Annotated in this window: 19 protein-coding genes; 12 read left to right on the top strand and 7 right to left on the bottom strand. The window is 40.1% G+C overall.

Annotated elements, in window-relative coordinates; translation table 11 throughout:
* The 3 genes from AC33VI_RS21555 to AC33VI_RS21545 all read right to left on the bottom strand — a co-directional run.
* Positions 1 to 1,635: sensor histidine kinase (locus AC33VI_RS21555; protein WP_491784324.1), on the bottom strand; the 1,635-nt coding region annotated here is incomplete at its 3' end.
* 165 nt (positions 1,636 to 1,800) lie between these two features.
* A complete protein-coding gene (gene purD, locus AC33VI_RS21550) occupies positions 1,801 to 3,063 on the bottom strand; it encodes a phosphoribosylamine--glycine ligase (protein ID WP_491784323.1) in 1,263 nt (420 codons plus the stop codon).
* Between the two features lie 81 nt (positions 3,064 to 3,144).
* Positions 3,145 to 3,777, bottom strand: coding sequence for a phosphoribosylanthranilate isomerase (locus tag AC33VI_RS21545; protein ID WP_491784322.1), 633 nt, complete (start codon positions 3,775 to 3,777; stop codon positions 3,145 to 3,147).
* A 164-nt stretch (positions 3,778 to 3,941) separates the two neighbouring features.
* Between AC33VI_RS21545 and psaK the strand changes: the two genes are divergently transcribed.
* The gene (gene psaK / locus AC33VI_RS21540) at positions 3,942 to 4,214 is read left to right on the top strand and encodes a photosystem I reaction center subunit PsaK (RefSeq protein ID WP_491784321.1); all 273 of its coding nucleotides are present in this window, start codon (positions 3,942 to 3,944) and stop codon (positions 4,212 to 4,214) included.
* Positions 4,215 to 4,242: 28 nt separating this feature from the next.
* Here the strand turns inward: psaK and AC33VI_RS21535 are convergent, their stop codons facing one another.
* Positions 4,243 to 5,862: an alpha/beta hydrolase gene (locus tag AC33VI_RS21535; protein WP_491784320.1), complete on the bottom strand. Its 1,620-nt coding sequence runs from the start codon at positions 5,860 to 5,862 to the stop codon at positions 4,243 to 4,245.
* Positions 5,863 to 6,082: 220 nt separating this feature from the next.
* Here AC33VI_RS21535 and argF point away from each other — a divergent pair, with 220 nt between their 5' ends.
* The 3 genes from argF to AC33VI_RS21520 all read left to right on the top strand — a co-directional run bounded on the left by argF (position 6,083) and on the right by AC33VI_RS21520 (position 11,135).
* Positions 6,083 to 7,009, top strand: a complete 927-nt coding sequence (argF, locus tag AC33VI_RS21530; protein ID WP_491784319.1) for an ornithine carbamoyltransferase — start codon at positions 6,083 to 6,085, stop codon at positions 7,007 to 7,009.
* Between the two features lie 918 nt (positions 7,010 to 7,927).
* On the top strand, positions 7,928 to 8,644 hold the full coding sequence (locus tag AC33VI_RS21525) for a reverse transcriptase N-terminal domain-containing protein (RefSeq protein WP_491784318.1): 717 nt from the start codon (positions 7,928 to 7,930) through the stop codon (positions 8,642 to 8,644).
* Positions 8,645 to 9,110: 466 nt separating this feature from the next.
* Positions 9,111 to 11,135: an NAD(P)H-quinone oxidoreductase subunit 5 gene (locus AC33VI_RS21520; protein WP_491784317.1), complete on the top strand. Its 2,025-nt coding sequence runs from the start codon at positions 9,111 to 9,113 to the stop codon at positions 11,133 to 11,135.
* A gap of 320 nt (positions 11,136 to 11,455) precedes the next feature.
* Here AC33VI_RS21520 and AC33VI_RS21515 read toward each other — a convergent pair whose 3' ends face one another.
* The gene (locus AC33VI_RS21515) at positions 11,456 to 12,028 is read right to left on the bottom strand and encodes an RICIN domain-containing protein (RefSeq protein WP_491784316.1); all 573 of its coding nucleotides are present in this window, start codon (positions 12,026 to 12,028) and stop codon (positions 11,456 to 11,458) included.
* Positions 12,029 to 12,110: 82 nt separating this feature from the next.
* Entirely contained in the window at positions 12,111 to 12,353 is a 243-nt protein-coding gene (gene yidD / locus AC33VI_RS21510) for a membrane protein insertion efficiency factor YidD (protein ID WP_491784315.1), read from the bottom strand.
* 106 nt (positions 12,354 to 12,459) lie between these two features.
* On the opposite strand from yidD, the gene AC33VI_RS21505 reads away from it, so the two are divergent.
* Positions 12,460 to 13,479, top strand: coding sequence for a DUF6745 domain-containing protein (locus AC33VI_RS21505; protein WP_491784314.1), 1,020 nt, complete (start codon positions 12,460 to 12,462; stop codon positions 13,477 to 13,479).
* Between the two features lie 45 nt (positions 13,480 to 13,524).
* Here the strand turns inward: AC33VI_RS21505 and AC33VI_RS21500 are convergent, their stop codons facing one another.
* Positions 13,525 to 14,034 (bottom strand): GNAT family N-acetyltransferase, encoded by a 510-nt coding sequence (locus AC33VI_RS21500; protein ID WP_491784313.1) that lies wholly within the window; start codon positions 14,032 to 14,034, stop codon positions 13,525 to 13,527.
* 115 nt (positions 14,035 to 14,149) lie between these two features.
* Between AC33VI_RS21500 and AC33VI_RS21495 the strand changes: the two genes are divergently transcribed.
* The 7 genes from AC33VI_RS21495 (at position 14,150) to AC33VI_RS21465 (ending at position 17,893) form a co-directional block, all read left to right on the top strand.
* Positions 14,150 to 14,842, top strand: a complete 693-nt coding sequence (locus AC33VI_RS21495) for a diacylglycerol/polyprenol kinase family protein (RefSeq protein WP_491784312.1) — start codon at positions 14,150 to 14,152, stop codon at positions 14,840 to 14,842.
* A 59-nt stretch (positions 14,843 to 14,901) separates the two neighbouring features.
* On the top strand, positions 14,902 to 15,120 hold the full coding sequence (locus AC33VI_RS21490) for a DUF3285 domain-containing protein (RefSeq protein WP_491784311.1): 219 nt from the start codon (positions 14,902 to 14,904) through the stop codon (positions 15,118 to 15,120).
* Positions 15,121 to 15,132: 12 nt separating this feature from the next.
* On the top strand, positions 15,133 to 15,645 hold the full coding sequence (gene ybeY / locus AC33VI_RS21485; protein WP_491784310.1) for an rRNA maturation RNase YbeY: 513 nt from the start codon (positions 15,133 to 15,135) through the stop codon (positions 15,643 to 15,645).
* A gap of 243 nt (positions 15,646 to 15,888) precedes the next feature.
* Entirely contained in the window at positions 15,889 to 16,287 is a 399-nt protein-coding gene (locus AC33VI_RS21480; RefSeq protein ID WP_491784325.1) for a diacylglycerol kinase, read from the top strand.
* A 12-nt stretch (positions 16,288 to 16,299) separates the two neighbouring features.
* Positions 16,300 to 16,905 carry an anthranilate synthase component II gene (locus tag AC33VI_RS21475; protein WP_491784309.1) on the top strand — a complete coding sequence of 202 codons (606 nt, stop codon included), beginning with the start codon at positions 16,300 to 16,302 and terminating at the stop codon, positions 16,903 to 16,905.
* Positions 16,902 to 17,678: an MBL fold metallo-hydrolase gene (locus AC33VI_RS21470; RefSeq protein ID WP_491784308.1), complete on the top strand. Its 777-nt coding sequence runs from the start codon at positions 16,902 to 16,904 to the stop codon at positions 17,676 to 17,678. The genes AC33VI_RS21475 and AC33VI_RS21470 overlap by 4 nt, the downstream gene beginning before the upstream one ends.
* The gene (locus tag AC33VI_RS21465; protein WP_491784307.1) at positions 17,675 to 17,893 is read left to right on the top strand and encodes a hypothetical protein; all 219 of its coding nucleotides are present in this window, start codon (positions 17,675 to 17,677) and stop codon (positions 17,891 to 17,893) included. Before AC33VI_RS21470 ends, AC33VI_RS21465 begins: the two co-directional genes overlap by 4 nt.
* The last annotated feature ends 366 nt before the right edge of the window (positions 17,894 to 18,259 follow it).

Below are 18,259 nucleotides of genomic sequence, written 5' to 3'. Positions count from 1 at the left end.
TAGGTTGGTGAGTACTTGAAGTAATAGATCGTAATTACCCACTACCAAGGGTAAATTGCTCTCTATATCTTGGTGAAGTTTGATATCTCGATCCTTGGCATTTAGCTGGCAAGTTCTTAAGGTTTGTTCGATAGGTTGACTTAAATCAACTTCGCTGAGGTTATAGGTGCGAGAAGATTCTAAACGAGACAAGTCTAAGACATCGTTAACCAAACGAGTTAAGCGATCTGTTTCGTGGTTAGCAGTATCGAGAAATTCCTTGCGTTGTACTTGGGTCAAATCTTCTCCATATTCGGAGAGGGTTTCAATAAAAGATTTGATATTAAATAAAGGAGTCCTCAATTCGTGAGAAACGTTACTGATAAACTGGCTTTTAGCTTCATTAAGTTCTACTTCGCGGGTAATATCTTGCACTGTCATCGCAATTCCCTTAATATTTTCGCTACCGCCATCTACCACTCTACTCAGTAAAAGACGAATAGTTCGAGAAACTGGACGTTCGATCTTAATCCTGAATTCATTTTTATCCATCGAATGAAGTTCCTTTTGCCCCAATGCTGTGGCAATTTCTGCTTCACTTGCTGTTTCCTCTTCTAATTCTTCAGCTTTTTTCTCAATCATTTGATATAACGGTTTGGTTAGTTTAACCGTAATTTCTGAAGGGAGACGGTGTAAGACATTATCTCCGATGGCATCATCCCCCCAGCCAAAAATATTCTTCGCGGTAGGATTGGCTAAAATAATTCGCATTTGCGGGTCAATCAGCATCGCCCCATCGGCAATAGTAGAGACTAAAGTTTCTAATTTGGCTTTTTCGGAAGTAAGTTCTTCGATATTTTGTTCTTCATAATTTTCCAATTTTTCCGCCATTTTATTAAAACTGGCAATTAATTCTCCTAACTCTCCCTTAAGAGGCAGATCGATCCTTTGTTTGAAGTTCTTGGCAGCAATATTTTTTACCCCCACCAAAAGCTCTTTAATTGGTCTAGTGATCATCAAAGCATTGAAAACATTACCCAAAATTACCATTGCCCAAATAGTAATAAATACGGCAATGGTGACATCTCTAGTTAAATTCGACGAAGCCACAATAGTTGGATTGGGATTAATCCCTACCGCTAATACTCCCAGATATCTTTTGTCATGGCGCAAAGGAACAAATACGTCTGTTACTTGTCCGTTAGGGGTTTGATGTTGCCTGACAAAAGGCAAGTCTGCATTCTGAACGTAGTCTTCGGGTAATTGAATGCGACGCTTAATTGTGAGGGAGTTTTGTACCTCTGCTTGGGAATAGGGAATGCCAAAAAAGATGCTGCCAAATTCATCTGCATAAATTATGTAACGAATGCTAGATGTGCTGCGATAAAAACGATTGGAAAATTGAGCTAAACCTACCATGTCATTTTCAGCGATTAACGGCGCAGCATTAGAAGCAATCAGAATACTCAAATCGCTACCAAAACGGGTGTCGTTAATGTTTGAATCTTGCTGAATAGTGTTGACCGCCCAGAAGGTGAGACTACTTACGATCAAAGAAACCACTAAAGTAGCAGCAGCCATTAGTTTTGTCTGGAGAGTAAATTCAGACCACCAGAGGGCAATGATTGCTTTGATTTTGGTAATAAGGGTTAGCAATTTTCAAAAAATTAATAATAAATGTTAAGTTGCTTGAATTATAGTGTATCAACTGCATTAGGAAATATAGAAGAAATCTTAGGATTTTGTTGAGTAATTATTCTCAGTTTCTTCATTTTTACTTTATGGGCGAACGGTTGTTCGCCTCTACCTACTAGCTTAAAATCATCTGCGATACTTGTGTCCTATATCGCGACGGTAGTACATTTTATCGAACTGAATTGATTGAATTGCATCATAGGCAGTTGCGATCGCAGCATCGAAATTATCTCCTAAAGCGGTAATTCCTAGTACTCTTCCTCCAGAGGTTTTAACATTTCCTGCTTCTAATGTCGTTCCTGCATGAAAGACAATTGCCCCTCTCTTTTCTGCCTCTGAAATGCCAGTAATGGTTTTACCTTTTTCATAAGCATCGGGATAGCCCCCCGATGCCGCAACAACACACACTGCGCTACCTGTTTTATATTGAATGGGAGGTAATTGTGACAATCTTTGTTCGACACAAGCCAATAATATTTCATCAAGAGGGGTATCCAACAGAGGTAATACAACTTGAGTTTCAGGATCGCCAAAACGACAGTTAAATTCAATTACTTTGGGATCGCCAGTAGGAGTAATCATCAAACCTGCATACAATACCCCACGATAGTCGATATTCTGCTGGTTTAAAGCCTCTAGAGTAGGGTTTAAAACCTCTGTTTCGATTCTGGTCATTAATCCATCGGTTACCAAGGGAACGGGGGAATATGCCCCCATTCCGCCCGTATTTTTGCCCGTATCTCCTTCTCCAATCCGTTTGTGATCTTGGGCGGGAGATAGAGGACGAATAGTTTTACCATCGGTAACGGCTAAAACAGATACTTCTGCCCCCGTTAAATATTCTTCAATGAGTAATTTATCTCCATCATTAACCAACAATTCATCTACCGCAGCGATCGCACTCTCTAAAGTCATTGCTACAATTACCCCTTTTCCCGCTGCCAAACCATCGGCTTTAATTACTATAGGTGCGCCTTCTTGGTGGATATATGCCTTGGCAGAGTCAACATGAGTAAAAGTTTGGGACTTAGCAGTGGGTACGTTGGCTAAGGTCATAATTTCTTTTGCCCAAGACTTGCTAGATTCAATTTGAGCTCCTGCTTTGGTTGGCCCAAACACGGCAATGTTTTCTGCTTGCAAGCGATCAACAATACCCAATGAGAGAGGTACTTCGGGACCTACGACTACCAAATCAATTTGATGTTCGCCAACAGCATTAATTATTCCTTCAAAGTCATCCACCGCCAAGGGCAAATTTTGACAGTTTGCCATAGTTGCAGTGCCACCATTTCCAGGACTGCAAAATACTGCTTCAATGTTATTGGATTTCAGTAAAGTTAGGGCTAAAGCGTGTTCTCTGCCACCGCTACCTACTACTAATGCTTTCATAATATCGTTGGGAATTAATGTGCCTGTGTTGGGAATCGATTGATTTGCCAGTTAGCAATTATCCCATAAAGCATTAGACTTTCAGTGTAGTGTTAATTGTTGAAAAAGTTGTTTGACTTTTTGAAGATCTTTGTCTCCAGGCGATCGCTCGACACCGCTAGAAAGATCGATCCCATCTGGTTTGAGGCGAGACAGGGCATCCTTGACATTATCGGGAGTAATTCCGCCTGCCAGCAACCAGGGAAGAGGAGGCTGGAATTGTTCTAAGTCTTGCCAATCTATAGTATGTCCCGTGCCTCCCAAAATTTGAGGATGATAGGCATCTAGTAGCAAAGTATCTACTTTAGTTGAGTAGGGTTTTATTTCTGCCAAAGTAGCAGCACTTTTAATGCGAAAGGCTTTAATTAGTTCGATGTTTTGAGGAAGAGTTTGACGCAAGCGAGCGCAAAATTGAGGGGTTTCTCCACCGTGGAGTTGGACTGAGGTTAGTTGGGCAACTTCTACTATTTCTGCTATTTCGGCGACGGTACTATCGGCAAAGACCCCTACTTTATCGATTTGACGGGGCAGATTTATGGCGATCGCTTGAATATCTTGAGGCAGAATATAACGAGGCGATCGCTCGACGCAAATAAAACCAATACTATTTGCTCCTAATTTAACAATGTCTTTAGCCTGATTTAGTTTGGTTAGCCCGCAGATTTTAACTCGCATTGGTCTTTTAATTGATTAATCTAGTATTTTTTTAGTAAAAGTTTGAATTACTGTTAATTATTTAGAAGAAACGTTGTTTAACTGAAAGAGGTTTTTATAATTCCTATTAAATCGAAAAAACCTAAAAATAAAGTCATTTAACGAGCAAAGGGGTCAAAAAAGTAATGGTATCTAATTTAATATTGGCAGTGCAGTACACTCCTTCTACAGTTGATTGGAATCCTAGTGTAGCGATCGTCATGATTTTCTCTAATTTGTTTTGTATTGCCATTGGTCGCTATGCAATCCAAAATTCTGGACAGGGACCTAGTTTGCCCGTCCCCAAACCCGAAGTATGGGATAAGTTTGGCGTACCAGAACTCTTGGCTACCACTAGCTTGGGTCATATTCTTGGTGCTGGTCTAATCCTGGGTTTGGGTAATGCAGGAGTTTTGTAAAAGGCTTAGTTTAACTTATTAGCCGATCTTATTTGAATTTTAGCGATCGCGGATCTAATGATTCTATTAAGCTTAAGGGCATTTTGTCTTGACTAATTACTCGACCGTATTCTGCATTGAGGTAATTAGCATATTTAGCTTGATTTTGAATGTAAGTAGCAAAAAATGCCAAACCTAACTGTTTGATATATGTTTGAGCTATTCGAGGATCTGGTCCGATCGCTGCTTCGGGAATGGGAATACTACCAGCAGATTCATTAAGAGCGGAAAAGTGAGTTCCTCCCTTGAGGAGTACTAAATATTTATTGGGAGTATTGAGCCAAGTAAAAGGAATAATTTGTTCCGCTCTGGCAGGAGTAATTGTATCGGCACTTCCTGCCACAATAGTAATGGGAATTTCAATTTGGCTCAGGCTTTGTTTGCCAAAAACCGAACTAACTAGGGGATTGATTGCGATCGCAGCTTGGATACGGTCGTCTTTTAACTCGATCTCGCTATCTTCTGGTATCTGTAAAGCCAAACATTGAAGTAAGAGAGATAAGTTCCAAGAACTCTTGAGATTATCGCAATCTCTTTCTAGAGTAGACCAATTCAATTCTGCGCCAGCTAAAGCCAAGCTCGTATAAGCCCCAAAAGATTGACCGATTATCCCGACATCATTAGTATCGATTTGTGGGGCATAATCTTCAGCTAACCGATCCAACAGAAATTTAATATCTAAAGGGCGATCGATTAATTCTTGCGGGGGAGTAACATCGTTATCTAAACCCGTCAGCAAAGATTCGATCTGACTGGCACTACTGCCAGGATGTTCGGGGACAGCTACAGCAAAGCCATGGGAAGCTAGATGTTTGGCTAAATAGTTAAAAGTAGTTAAGTCGCTACCCAAACCATGAGAAATGACGATTAGAGGTAATGGTTGGATATCTTCAGCTTTGGGTAAATAGAGGTCGGCAGGAAAACGACGCTCTCGCATCTCGTCATTAAGCATTAAAGCCTGTTTTTTGTAGCGATATTTGCCTGGGATTAATAAATCTAAATTTCTAACTTCAGGGGCGATAGACAGTTTATTTTGCCTTTCTCGCACGGCTTTATTTTCTACGGCAGCGATCGCTTTATTGTTTTCTTGAACCAGTCTGCTCAAGTCTTTAAAAATCTTCAGTCCCGCTTGAGAGTCAATGCGTAAAGTATTGGTAGGAAACTTTTTTAGGACGTTTAAGGGGGTTAGTCCGCCATGGTCTCGATCTGCCGCAGCTAAAATTAGAGCGGAGCGTAGGGCGTAAAATCCTGGCTGGCGAGCTTGAGTTTTAATTACCCTGGATACCCTCTGTAATATTTGTTCTCCTTGATAGGAATAGAGAAATTGAGCGATCGCTAAATGACTAAAATCAGCATTGGCAGTTAAACCAGTTTTCAATTGTTTTAACTGTTGGGGTTCTAAAAATCTTGCGTAGCTATCTAAAGCTCCTTCCAGCTTGCCTGTCTTGGCATAAGTTTCTAGAGAATCAACCGTAACGGCAAATTCTAACGCTCCATAGTTCAAAACGATATTCTCTGCCGAAATCGCTTTTTTGGCTTCGTAGCTGAGGTAAAAGGCACTCAAAGCACCCACAGCAAAATAAAACCATAACCTCGATCGATTAAACATTCATTATTTCCCTAAAGGCGATCGTTAACTTAACTGTTACTGATTTTATTTCTTACCTTTAGCGATCGACAATTTAGATCTAATCCAATTTACTTGTTTAGTTTGACTGGGTGACTGGGAACAATTGCTATTTTTCTCGATCGCGGAGTACTTTTCGTTATAGAATTATTTCTTCCCATAAAAACCCTAGTGTAATCAGCCCTCTCCTGGGTTAAAAAAAATGAGTATAAAACAGCTAAAAGGAAGAGATCTACTTGGCACGGCAGATTTAAGTACGGAAGAAATTACAGGTTTACTAGATCTAGCCAGTCAACTCAAACAAAAGAAGCTCGAACTTCAGTCTAATAAGGTATTGGGATTGCTCTTTTATAAAGCTTCTACTCGTACCAGAGTATCTTTTAGCGTGGCGATGTATAACCTAGGAGGACAAGTTATCGATCTCAATCCTAGTTTGACTCAAGTAGGAAGAGGCGAGCCAATTGAAGATACAGCTAGGGTTTTAGACCGCTATTTAGATATTTTGGCAATCCGCACCTACGCTCAAGCAGACTTGAAAACCTTTGCCGATTACGCCAGTATTCCTATCATTAATGCTTTGACAGATTTAGAACATCCCTGTCAGATTTTGGCAGATTTGCTAACAGTCCAAGAGTGTTTGGGATCTTTGCAGGGAAATACCCTAACTTACCTGGGAGACGGCAACAATATGGCTAATTCTTTAATGTTGGGAGGTGCGCTGACTGGCTTGAACATCAGAATTGCTGCCCCTGAAGGTTACGAACCAGATGCTGAGATTGTGGCGAAAGCTCAAGAAATTGCAGGGGATAAATCGGAAATTATCGTTACCCAAGATGCCAAAGCAGCAGTGGAAGGAGCGCAGGTAGTTTACACTGACGTATGGGCGAGTATGGGACAAGAAGATGTTGCCGACAGCAGAATTCCCATTTTCCAGTCCTATCAAGTCAACCAGCAATTACTAGAAAATGCCGACCCCGAAGCCATTATTCTCCATTGTTTGCCCGCCCATCGGGGAGAAGAAATTGCCTCTGAGGTTATGGAAGGCGATCGCTCTCGTGTATGGGATCAGGCAGAAAACCGTATGCACGCCCAGCAAGCTTTGATGGCTGCTTTGTTGGGATTGGTTTAATTTGGGTATAGGTAGTAGGTAATTTGTTCTCTCTCCTTGCATAATCCAAACAAGGTTAAGTATTGAGGAATAGGACAAGCTCTATTTCCAAACACAAGTAACATATAATAGTCGATCATGCGATCGCTTTATTTTAGAGATAATAAAGGTAGGGCGATCGCCAATCTTAAATATATTTATATCAATTTAGAAAATACCTGAGACCTAAGTACAGATACAAGGACAAAAGTTGAAAATAGCTACAGAAAAAGGGTTTCATGAAAAGTAACTACACTACTTTATTATTGTGTTGGGCGACAGTAAATGTCCCCACCCAGAGCGAGATGGCAGTCCATCTCCTACCGAGACCACTAGTTAACTCTATCTGGTCTCACTAAGCTACCTAGTGTGGTAGTGGTCACTCGAAGGGGCATCTTTGGTAACGAAGAGGTCTCACAGCTAGAGAGTAATGCGTCATGTGGACGGGCAAACCTAACATACCTAAACATGGGGTTAGACCAAGAATAGAAAAGTAAGCATAAAGCGAACCTTGCAGCCTCGTGAATATTAATATCACCTACTTAGGTTAATAGGCGATACAACTCACTTAAATCCAATCATTAACGCTTGAGAAAGATTAATAGAAAAAGAATTTTTTACATCATTCTTTTTTTGGTAGATAAGAGTCGGGGTATGGAGGAGGCATTAGCCTTTAAATACTTTAACTGTTCGATTCTCTGGAGGGATAAACTGGTAAGCCCTATGGATTCCCACTTTTGTGGGTAGGGAGGAGGCAACGAAACCACAATATCCAGAGGGTGTAAGATTCTCACCAAGCAAAAGCCGAAGTCAGCGAAAGCAATCCAGTAATGGATTCGGATACTGGATATATGCCAGACTCGAAAGAGGGCTAAATTGAGAAGTTGAATTACAGATAATATGAACCGAACTATGCGAATTTCGTTTCAATTAGTCATCTTAGGTATGAATCAAATCTTGAATCATAAAGAAAAAGTTGAGACTCCGATTGACGATCTTGCATGGGATGAAATTTCATGGAAGAAAGTTAATCGTACAGTCAGAAATTTGCGTAGACGCATATTCTCAGCAAAACAGAGAGGGGACTTGAAAAAAGTTCGTAATCTTCAAAAACTAATGTTACGTTCCCAAAGTAACCTCCTTTCTTCGGTCAGAAGAGTCACACAGATTAATAGCGGGAAAAAAACAGCAGGGGTTGATAAGCAGTTGGCTCTGTCAAAGGCAGACAGGGCTGCTTTAACTGTTGCTATATCCCATCATAGAAATCTGTGGAAACCTCTACCTACTCGAAGGGTAGAAATTCCTAAAAGTAACGGCAAAAAACGCCCACTCGGAATACCAACAATAGTAGACCGTGTTCTCCAGAACGTCCATAAAAACGCCTTAGAACCAGAATGGGAGGCAGTATTCGAGTCTGTTTCCTATGGCTTTAGACCAGGACGCTCTTGCCACGATGCTATGTCTAAAATCTTTGTCAATATCAACGGAGAAAACCCACAAAAACAATGGGTAGTCGAAGGAGATATCAAAGGATGCTTCGACAATATTAACCACGAGATACTGCTTGGAAAACTAGGGTCATACCCTGGAAGTACCTTAATAACAAAATGGTTTTAAGTGGGGTAAAAGATTACATCACAATCAATCTTGGAATTGGATTCGACAACGCTACTGGGGCAAATTATGTCCTGGAAGAGATAATATATGGGTCTTTGGAATTAGGGCTAAAAATAATAAGCAAAGTTATTATCTTGAAAAGTTAGCCTGGACACCTATCAAACGTCACTCAAGCAATTGGGTATAAGTATTTCTTTTAAAGAAAAGAAAGAAAGATGGAAGGTGAAGAAAAACCTTTAAGGATACACTTACTTTATAGGTATTTGCACGCTCAAAATCGTGAGAATACGTATCCTTAGAAACTACCCTCGACGAAAAAAGTCTTATACTCTTTTTGTGTAGTTTGATTGAGCCGTGTGCTTGGAAACTTGCTCGCACGGTTCTGAGGGGGCGACGAGGGAGCAATCCCTCCGACCTACCCGATAATCATCAAAGTAGTTAAGCAATTTATACTTAGATATACAAAATGGAACCGCTTTATCAATATGCTTGGCTAATTCCCGTTTTGCCTCTCTTGGGGGCAATGTTAGTAGGAATTGGTTTAATTTCTCTCAATAATGCCACGAACAATCTACGTCAGATAGTTGCCGTTTTTATCGTCTCCATCATTGGCGCGACGATGGTGATGTCTTTTGCAATTCTATGGAGCCAAATTCACGGACATGAAGCTTTTACTCGCACCATTGAGTGGGCTTCCGCAGGAGATTTTCATCTTTCGATGGGTTACACTATCGACCATCTTAGTGCTTTGATGCTGGTTATCGTGACTACTGTAGCTTTCTTGGTCATGATCTATACCGATGGCTACATGGCACACGATCCTGGTTATGTTCGTTTTTATGCTTATTTGAGTATCTTTAGCTCTTCTATGTTGGGTCTGGTAATTAGTCCCAATTTAGTGCAAATTTATATCTTCTGGGAATTGGTAGGGATGTGTTCCTATCTTCTCATTGGTTTTTGGTACGATCGCCAACCCGCAGCAGATGCTTGTCAAAAAGCTTTTGTAACTAACCGCGTTGGTGACTTTGGTTTGCTTTTGGGAATGTTGGGGCTATTTTGGGCAACAGGTAGCTTTGAATTTGGAGTAATGGGCGATCGCTTGGGCGAACTAGTCGCTAATGGTTCTCTAAGCGCGTTTTTAGCCACTTTATTTGCCATCTTAGTCTTTTTAGGACCAGCAGCTAAATCGGCTCAATTTCCCCTCCATGTGTGGCTGCCAGACGCTATGGAAGGGCCTACCCCTATCTCGGCATTAATTCACGCTGCGACGATGGTGGCAGCAGGGGTATTTTTAATCGCACGGATGTATCCCGTGTTTGAAAATGTACCTGCAGCAATGGATCTAATTGCTTGGACGGGAGCATTTACGGCTTTTCTCGGTGCGAGTATCGCCCTGACTCAAAACGATATTAAAAAAGGTTTGGCATATTCTACCGTTTCCCAGTTGGGATACATGGTTATGGCAATGGGTATTGGCTCTTATAGTGCGGGAATGTTCCACCTAATGACTCACGCCTATTTTAAAGCGATGCTTTTCCTTTGTTCTGGTTCGGTAATTCACGGCATGGAAGAGGTGGTAGGACACAATCCTCTTCTCGCTCAAGATATGCGTTTGATGGGCGGCTTGAGAAAGTATATGCCCATTACTGCGGGTACTTTCCTTGTAGGTAACTTGGCAATTTGTGGTATTCCTCCTTTTGCTGGTTTTTGGTCGAAAGATGAAATTTTAGGACAGGCTTTTGAGGCTAACCCAGCTTTGTGGTTTGTCGGTTGGGCTACCGCTGGCTTGACTGCCTTCTATATGTTCCGTATGTACTTTATGACCTTTGAAGGGGAGTTTCGCGGTAACGATTCAACTATCAAACAAACATTAATGACCGAAGCAGGACTAGCTTTTGGCCCTGGTGCGATGGATGCTAAAGAAGGGGAAAGTCACGGTCATAGTGAATATCCCCACGAATCTCCTTTGACTATGGCATTACCTTTATTGGTATTGGCAGTACCTTCTGTGGGTATTGGTTTGATCGGTCGTCCTTGGGAAAACTATTTTGAAGAGTTTATCCATGCCCCAGGAGAAGTCATGGAAATGGCAGAACACGCTTTTGATTGGAATGAATTTCTGATTATGGCTGGTTTGTCTGTGGCGATCGCCGTAACTGGTATTGTTGTAGCATTACTTATGTATCGCACTAAAAACATCGATCCCAGCAGCATTGCCAAAAAAGTTCCCACTCTCTATCGTTTTTCCCTGAATAAATGGTATTTTGACGAACTTTACAATAATGTGTTTGTCATGGGTTGCCGTCGTCTGGCACGACAAATTATGGAAGTTGACTATCGCGTCGTTGATGGTGCGGTTAACTTAACTGGTTTGGCTACCGTACTTAGTGGCGAAGGATTGAAATACTTAGAAAATGGTCGAGCGCAATTCTATGCCTTGATTGTCTTTGGTGCAGTCCTCGGCTTTGTTTTGGTCTTTAGTTTGAGTTAAATAACCTGAGTTCGGGTTAAGCTAATGACCGAGCGATCGCTCTAGTTATTAGTTATTAGTTATTAGTTATTAGTTACTAGTTTTTTGTTTTTCAATTCTCTCACTCAAACATGACAAATCGAGAATAAATAAGAGCGTTAATTATTTTGTAAGTCTCCAAAGGCTCAATTGACTCTATATTTATGAGGAGCTAAAGACTATATTTATGAGGAGCTAAAGACTAAAAACTCACTAGTTTAGATCTGGTAAATCTATAGAGCGATCGCCTTATGAAAAAAGCGATCGCTTTTTTAAGATCTAGATCTAAATTTAAAACTTAATTAAAATCGGCGATGGCGTTGGTAATTATAATCAGAATGATTGGGTCTAAAATTACTGGCAGGAATTAAACTCCACTGAAAATTAGGATTGTCACAAGCATAACCTTGAACGACATTGTCCCCGTTATTTAATCCTGAATTCAAAACATTCAAACACTGTCCGCTATGTCTCGCTTCAATATAGTTATATTTATTTCTGGCAGGAATTACAGCCCACTGAAAATTAGCAGTATCGCAAGCATAACCTTGAACTACATTATCTCCATTATTTTGTCCTCGGTTTAAGACGTTTAAACACTGTCCGCTATGTCTGGCTCTAATATAATAGTATCCGCGCTCCGCAGGGATTAAAGTCCACTGAAAATTAGAACTATTGCAATCACTTCCTTGAACCACATTATCTCCATTACGCTGTCCTGAATTTAGAACATTCAAACACTGTCCGCTATGTCTGGCTTGAATATAATAATATTGTTCTTGAGCATTAGCAGGGCGATCGCTCAAACTGAAAATCGCACCAGTAGCTGCAATAGAAGTAAGAGAAAAAGCAATTGCTTGATTGATTATTTTCATAAACTATCTAAATTATCTAGTTTCTTTATCGATTTAGACTATCAAGATAGGAGTGAAAGTTCCGATATATGCTAATTTAAGGTCAATCTGAATTTTTTGGTGCAGATTTATCTATGGGTGGTACGGGATCGTAGCCCCCTGGATGGAAAGGATGACAGCGAGCAATCCGAGTTACCGCTAGCCAACTACCTTTAATCGTTCCATAGGTTGCGATCGCTTCAATAGCATATTGGGAACAAGTGGGTTGAAAGCGACAGCTAGGAGGAAATAAAGGGGATATAAATTGACGATAGCTTTTGATAAGCCAGATAATTAGTTTTTTCATTAGTTTCCTAACTATATTAGGCGAATATTTACTTAAAAATTAATAAATAAAATTAAATTGAAGAAGCATCTTTTCTAGATTATCAAATATCTGAGTCTCTGTTGAAATGTCCAAACCTATTATAAACGAGCTATCTAGCCAACAAAAACTAGCTTTTCCAGATTATCTACATAAATGGCAAGCGATCGCAACCAAAACCCAAGCCATTAATAAAGAGAAGGCTGAAGCAGCAATTAAATATGCTTACAAAATAATGAATTATGGCGAACCAGAAATTATTTTTGTTGGCAGTCCTTGGGGAGCAATTAAGAAAATTATTGACATTGAAAATTTTTCAACATACTTGGGAGTAGATCTTCAGCTTAAATTCTTAAAAAGAGTTGTCAACCATCTCCGTCATCTAATTGAAAGACAACTAGAAGAATCATTTTTTTATGAGTTATTCAACCGAATATCCTATCCAGAATACCCCCATCACTTAGATTGCAATAATAATCCCAAATCATTTCACTTTCCTATGGGCATTAGAAATTGTGTAGAAACGCAAATAGTTGAAGATATTTATCGACTCGATCGCAATTACGCTCAAACCGAATTGGATGAATTTTCTCAATTAGCCGAAGCTTTGGTTAAGCCATCGGATTGGTCGATTTGGGGTTGTATGCTCGACTTTTGTATATCCGAACTAGATTTACAACACGATCGCGCTCAGTGGCAAGTACTCCAAGAATTGATGGAAAACTGCGGTTTTATTTTTCAATTTGAAAATGTTTGCTTTGTTTGCGACCGTCCTACAAAATTAATATTCGATCGCCAGAATTTACTCCATGCAGAATGGGAATACGCTCTCCAATTCCCCGATGGTTATGGCGTTTATGCTTATCGTGGAGGACAACGCCCTGAAGGAAAAAGATGCCAAAATGAACAATATATCGAACCAGGTACGAGAGTGAAACTTGCTTCAACAGAAGAATACGGAATTGTCGTTCATTGTTGGTACAGCGAGGAAATTTATGATTTTGATTGCTATGTAGCTTTTTATGGAACTTCATTTCCCGATGAGAAAACTTGTTGCAGACCTTATATCTTTCGTTATGCTGCCGTTTCTTTAGAAATTATTACTTAAAAAAAAAATTGTTGGCGACCGCACACTGTTCGCGTAATTATGAATCTATTGATTATTAATTCCCGAATCCCAATCTTCTCGATTTAATTGATATACAAAACAGTCACTATCATCAAACTGTCGCCGTTCGACAAATTGAAAGCCAAGACGTTCGTAAAATCTGTGGGCGCGAGTATTGCCAGCCAAGGGATCTACTAGTACGGCTTTAACTAAAGGATCGGTAAAACAACGAATAAGGGCTAGGCGCATCATTATCGTTCCATAGCCTTGATTTAGATCTCCTGCTTCTCCAATCCAAATATCGATCGCGCGAAGATTTGAAGCTACATCACCCCAATAGTGGCTATCTTCTAGGGCTGGATCGATAATCTGAATCATGCCGATAGGGCGATCGTTAAGTTCGGCAATCAATTGTTCCCGCCATTCTGGATCGCGGTCAAGTTCTAGTTCCCAATTCCAATTATCATCGGGATCGCAAGCAGTCACATGGGGTTGTTCGTCCCAATGTTTTAGCAGAAGTAGATCTTCAAGGGTGGCAGGGCGTAAATTTATCACAGATTTTGAGCATGGGCGATCGTTTTATAGTAATCTTCAATAGCAAAAAAAAGATCTATAGCTATCGCACTAGTTACAAGATAATAAAACAGGTAAACTCGACGGTAAATAAGTAATGGATTTATTAATTCCAGACAACCCGATCAATACCCTAGTCTACCCTTTGGCAGCGGTGTTTCTGTATCTCGGTATTTTAGTGGGGATTGCTGATTTTTTGAATCGTTTAGTAACAGACGATCCCGAACTAACTCGCAAAGTAGTTCACATTGGTAGTGGTAACGTAATTCTCCTAGCTTGGTGGTTCAATATTTCTCGTCAAGTAATTGTTAGTGCGGCAATCATCGCAGCGGGGATCGCAATCCTATCTTACATCATTCCAATTTTACCGAGTATTGAAAGTGTCGGTCGTAAAAGTTATGGTACTTTGTTTTATGCTATTAGTATCGGCGTTTTAACAGCTTGTTTTTGGCAAGATTATCCTCAATATACAGCGATCGGTATTTTAATTATGGCTTGGGGAGACGGCATGGCAGCAATTATCGGTCAGCGATTTGGCAAACACTCTTATCAAATTGGCAACATTCGTAAAAGTTGGGAAGGAACGTTGGGCATGATGGTTGCCAGCTTCATCGTTGCTGAGTCGATTTTATGGTCGGTAGAGGGGGGTAGTTGGTCAATTTTGGCTATTTCTTGGTTAGTAGCGGCGATCGCCAGTATTTTAGAGGCATTTTCTAAACTAGGGATAGACAATCTAACAGTACCTTTATTTAGCGGATTTTTGTGTTTTTTTTGCGTTCAAGCATTATGATTAAAAAAAAGTTACATAATCATACAAATTAAAAAATCTAATCAATCTAATTTTTAAAAATGACAGATTCCGCTTCCAAAGCAGTTCCAGAAACAAATTTAGCCGAAAACACTACTCCAGAAAGTCCAACTCCCCAAACTAAACCCCAAGATAGCTATGTTAAATTGGCAATGCGGAACATGGTTCGCAAGGGGAGACAATCCCTTTGGCATTTTTTCTTGACCACAGTTGGTCTTGTAGGGCTTTTGGTCGGTCTGGCTTATTTAACCAAACCATAAATAAAAATATCTATGGACTTAACTGCCACACAATCTCTCAATGTTGTCATATATGTAGAAAATCTCTATGAAGGAGATTTAGACCGCGATAGCTTAGACAATATTGCTGCTATTCCTTGGGAAACTTGGCTACAGATTTGGATGCAGTCTTTGAGTCTAGAAACCAGAATTGATCGAGATTGCGAACTTAGTCTCAGACTGACTAGCGATCGCCAAATGAAAACTATGAATTCTCAATATCGCTCTCTAGATAAACCAACAGATGTTTTAGCCTTTGCTGCGACAGAAGCAGAAATTATTTTGCCTCCAGAAATAACCGAGCCTCTTTATCTAGGGGATCTGGTTATCTCTTTGGATACGGCAGCAAGACAAGCGTTAGAACAAAAACATTCCTTAGTTAAAGAATTAGCATGGTTGAGCAGTCACGGGTTATTACATCTTTTAGGATGGGATCATCCCGATCGAGCAAGTCTAGAACAAATGTTAGAGCGACAATTTCAATTGATTCAATTGTTGTCAATTTAGTCAAATTACCTGGCTGCAATAATAAATAATCAGCTTTTGTACTGTTTTCGACGAACATATTCTACGTATATGATTAGGTTATGATAGCCTGACAAATGAATTAACTATAAAAGATTGCAATTATTTTTTTAAAGCAAGGTTTGAATAAATAGACATCAAGAATTCGCAACTATATTACATAAAAATATGAAATCCTCTACTATTGTTTCAACTGCTACAGAGTCTCATTCCTCCAAGCAAAAAATGATTCGCGATTTAGCTTGGCAAGTAGCACCGAATCTATTCTTGAGTTTCAAATATGCCTGGGCTGGAGTGCGCTATGCCTTTATGACTCAAAGAAACTTTCGCATTCATACATTTATTGGTATCGTAGCTGTGAGCTTGGGTCTTTTATTAGAAATTTCGGCGATAGAAATGGCTGTAATTGCTATGACTTGCGCTATTGTAATGGTTTTAGAACTGCTCAATACAGCGATCGAAGCAGTTGTCGATCTGACAGTTAAGCAAACTTATCACGAGCTAGCTAAAATAGCTAAGGACTGTGCTGCTGGTGCAGTCTTAATTAGCGCGATGGCAGCAGTAGTTGTAGCAGCTTTTATTTTGCTTCCTCCGATGTTGGAGCGCGTTGTATCTATGTTGTAATGGAGATTGGACTTGATTGTCGTCATCGATAACTACGATAGTTTTACCTATAATTTAGTGCAGTATCTGGGAGAATTAGGTCGCGAACTTCCAGTAGCAAGAGATATTCGCGTATATCGCAACGATGCCATCGATATTGAAACAATAAAACAACTCAAGCCCGATGGTATTTTAATCTCTCCAGGGCCAGGTCGCCCAGAAGATGCGGGTATCTCTCTAGAATTAATCGAAAAGTTGGGGGCGCAAATTCCCATTTTAGGAGTATGTTTGGGACATCAAAGTATCGGTCAGGTTTTTGGCGGTAAGGTAGTTTCCGCACCAGTTTTGATGCACGGTAAGACTTCTCCCGTTCATCACGAAAATAAAGGCGTATTTGCAGGGCTAGATTCCCCTTTTGCTGCAACTCGCTATCATAGCTTGGTCATCGATCGCGATTCTATTCCCGATAGCCTTGAAATAACAGCTTGGGTTGAAGATGGAACGATCATGGGAGTCCGCCATAAAAACTATCCTCATGTAGAAGGGGTTCAGTTTCACCCAGAAAGCATCTTGACAGATAATGGAAAATCATTATTGCGTAACTTTTTGCAGTCTTTAACTAAGTCAGAAATTATATGAAACGGCGACAACTAATCCGTTATGGTGGCATTGGTTTGGCAAGTGCGATCTTCATTAAGGCGATCGCCAGTCAACCATCCCAGGCTCAAGATACTTCCGAATCGGTGACAATTCAGTATTTAGGACATACTTGTTTTTTGTTTACAGGTAACGGTTTAAAAGTATTAGTCAATCCCTATCGCTCGGCGGGTTGTACTGCTGGTTACAATTTGCCCGACTTAGAACCTGATGTAGTGTTGGTAAGCAGTTTTTTACTCGATGAAGGGGCTATTGATGCTGTTCCAGGTAAGCCAAAAGTGTTTACCGAACGGGGGATACAGCAATTTAAAGGTTTGAGATTTCAGGGATTTTCTTTGCCTCACGATCGCGAAGGTGGAAGGCGTTTTGGTCAAAATATTGCTTGGCGATGGACTCAAGGAGGAGTAGATTTACTCCATTTAGGCGGTGCTGCTGCCCCCTTGGCTACGGAAAACAAAATTTTAATGAGTGGTGCGGATATATTGTTTGCTCCCGTAGGAGGAGGGATTAAGGCTTATAATCCTACCGAAGCCAGGCAAGTAGTCAAAGTACTCAATCCTAAAATGATTATTCCTACTCACTATCGTACTAGTGCTAGTAGTCAAAAAAATTGCGATTTAGTTGCTGTAGATGAATTTCTGACTTTGGTATCAGATATGGATATCTCTAAAGTAGAGAGCGATCGCATTGCCGTAAAAAAAGCCGATCTCAATCGCGATAGCACTTTAGTTAGAGTATTGGAATATACATCATGAGCTTTGCAATTTTTATTGCTTTAGGTTTGGGTGCGATCGCTTGGGGTTTAAAAACCACAGAGGAAATTGTTAGACTCTCCACAGCCGTGATTGGTGCAATTTTACTAATTTGGGGATTGTGTCTGACTCCCCAATCTTTTTTGATTGCAGTAGAAATTATAGCTGTTTTTGCTGTATTTCGGATTTGCGTTCGTTGTTGTGAGTGCGACAGTTAAATAATTATTAATTACTTACTAACCTCAGTTCGGGTTAAGCTACTGACTATAGATCTAGTTATTAGTTATTAGTTATTAGTTATTAGTTATTAGTTATTAGTTATTAGTTATTAGTTTAAAAAACCTAGAATAAGTCAACTACATATATATAAAAGCAATTCAAGGCAGACTCGGCAGTTTCCATGTCATAGCAACTGAAGTTAAAACCTAAAAACCATTCTCTTCGAGCAATTCTTTTATCCCGAACTCAGGTTTACTAGATAGATGTAGAGTGGGCAAAGAGAAGCTAGTATCTTGGTACGTTTCCCACTCTACTTTGAAAATTAGAAAATTATTTATTTGTGGGTACTAAACGTTTTTCTAAAG

The sequence above is a fragment of the Waterburya sp. genome, from assembly GCF_058530065.1.
The sequence above is the reverse complement of the archived record's forward strand: the minus strand, read 5'-3'. Positions and strand labels throughout refer to the sequence as shown.

Bases quoted from the DNA above. Each gene is read 5' to 3' on its own strand.
- purD (WP_491784323.1), bottom strand. From the start codon at position 3,063: ATGAAAGCATTAGTAGTAGGTAGCGGTGGCAGAGAACACGCTTTAGCC.
- AC33VI_RS21545 (WP_491784322.1), bottom strand. From the start codon at position 3,777: ATGCGAGTTAAAATCTGCGGGCTAACCAAACTAAATCAGGCTAAAGAC.
- psaK (WP_491784321.1), top strand. From the start codon at position 3,942: ATGGTATCTAATTTAATATTGGCAGTGCAGTACACTCCTTCTACAGTT.
- AC33VI_RS21535 (WP_491784320.1), bottom strand. From the start codon at position 5,862: ATGTTTAATCGATCGAGGTTATGGTTTTATTTTGCTGTGGGTGCTTTG.
- argF (WP_491784319.1), top strand. From the start codon at position 6,083: ATGAGTATAAAACAGCTAAAAGGAAGAGATCTACTTGGCACGGCAGAT.
- AC33VI_RS21525 (WP_491784318.1), top strand. From the start codon at position 7,928: ATGAACCGAACTATGCGAATTTCGTTTCAATTAGTCATCTTAGGTATG.
- AC33VI_RS21520 (WP_491784317.1), top strand. From the start codon at position 9,111: ATGGAACCGCTTTATCAATATGCTTGGCTAATTCCCGTTTTGCCTCTC.
- AC33VI_RS21515 (WP_491784316.1), bottom strand. From the start codon at position 12,028: ATGAAAATAATCAATCAAGCAATTGCTTTTTCTCTTACTTCTATTGCA.
- yidD (WP_491784315.1), bottom strand. From the start codon at position 12,353: ATGAAAAAACTAATTATCTGGCTTATCAAAAGCTATCGTCAATTTATA.
- AC33VI_RS21505 (WP_491784314.1), top strand. From the start codon at position 12,460: ATGTCCAAACCTATTATAAACGAGCTATCTAGCCAACAAAAACTAGCT.
- AC33VI_RS21495 (WP_491784312.1), top strand. From the start codon at position 14,150: ATGGATTTATTAATTCCAGACAACCCGATCAATACCCTAGTCTACCCT.
- AC33VI_RS21490 (WP_491784311.1), top strand. From the start codon at position 14,902: ATGACAGATTCCGCTTCCAAAGCAGTTCCAGAAACAAATTTAGCCGAA.
- ybeY (WP_491784310.1), top strand. From the start codon at position 15,133: ATGGACTTAACTGCCACACAATCTCTCAATGTTGTCATATATGTAGAA.
- AC33VI_RS21480 (WP_491784325.1), top strand. From the start codon at position 15,889: ATGATTCGCGATTTAGCTTGGCAAGTAGCACCGAATCTATTCTTGAGT.
- AC33VI_RS21470 (WP_491784308.1), top strand. From the start codon at position 16,902: ATGAAACGGCGACAACTAATCCGTTATGGTGGCATTGGTTTGGCAAGT.
- AC33VI_RS21465 (WP_491784307.1), top strand. From the start codon at position 17,675: ATGAGCTTTGCAATTTTTATTGCTTTAGGTTTGGGTGCGATCGCTTGG.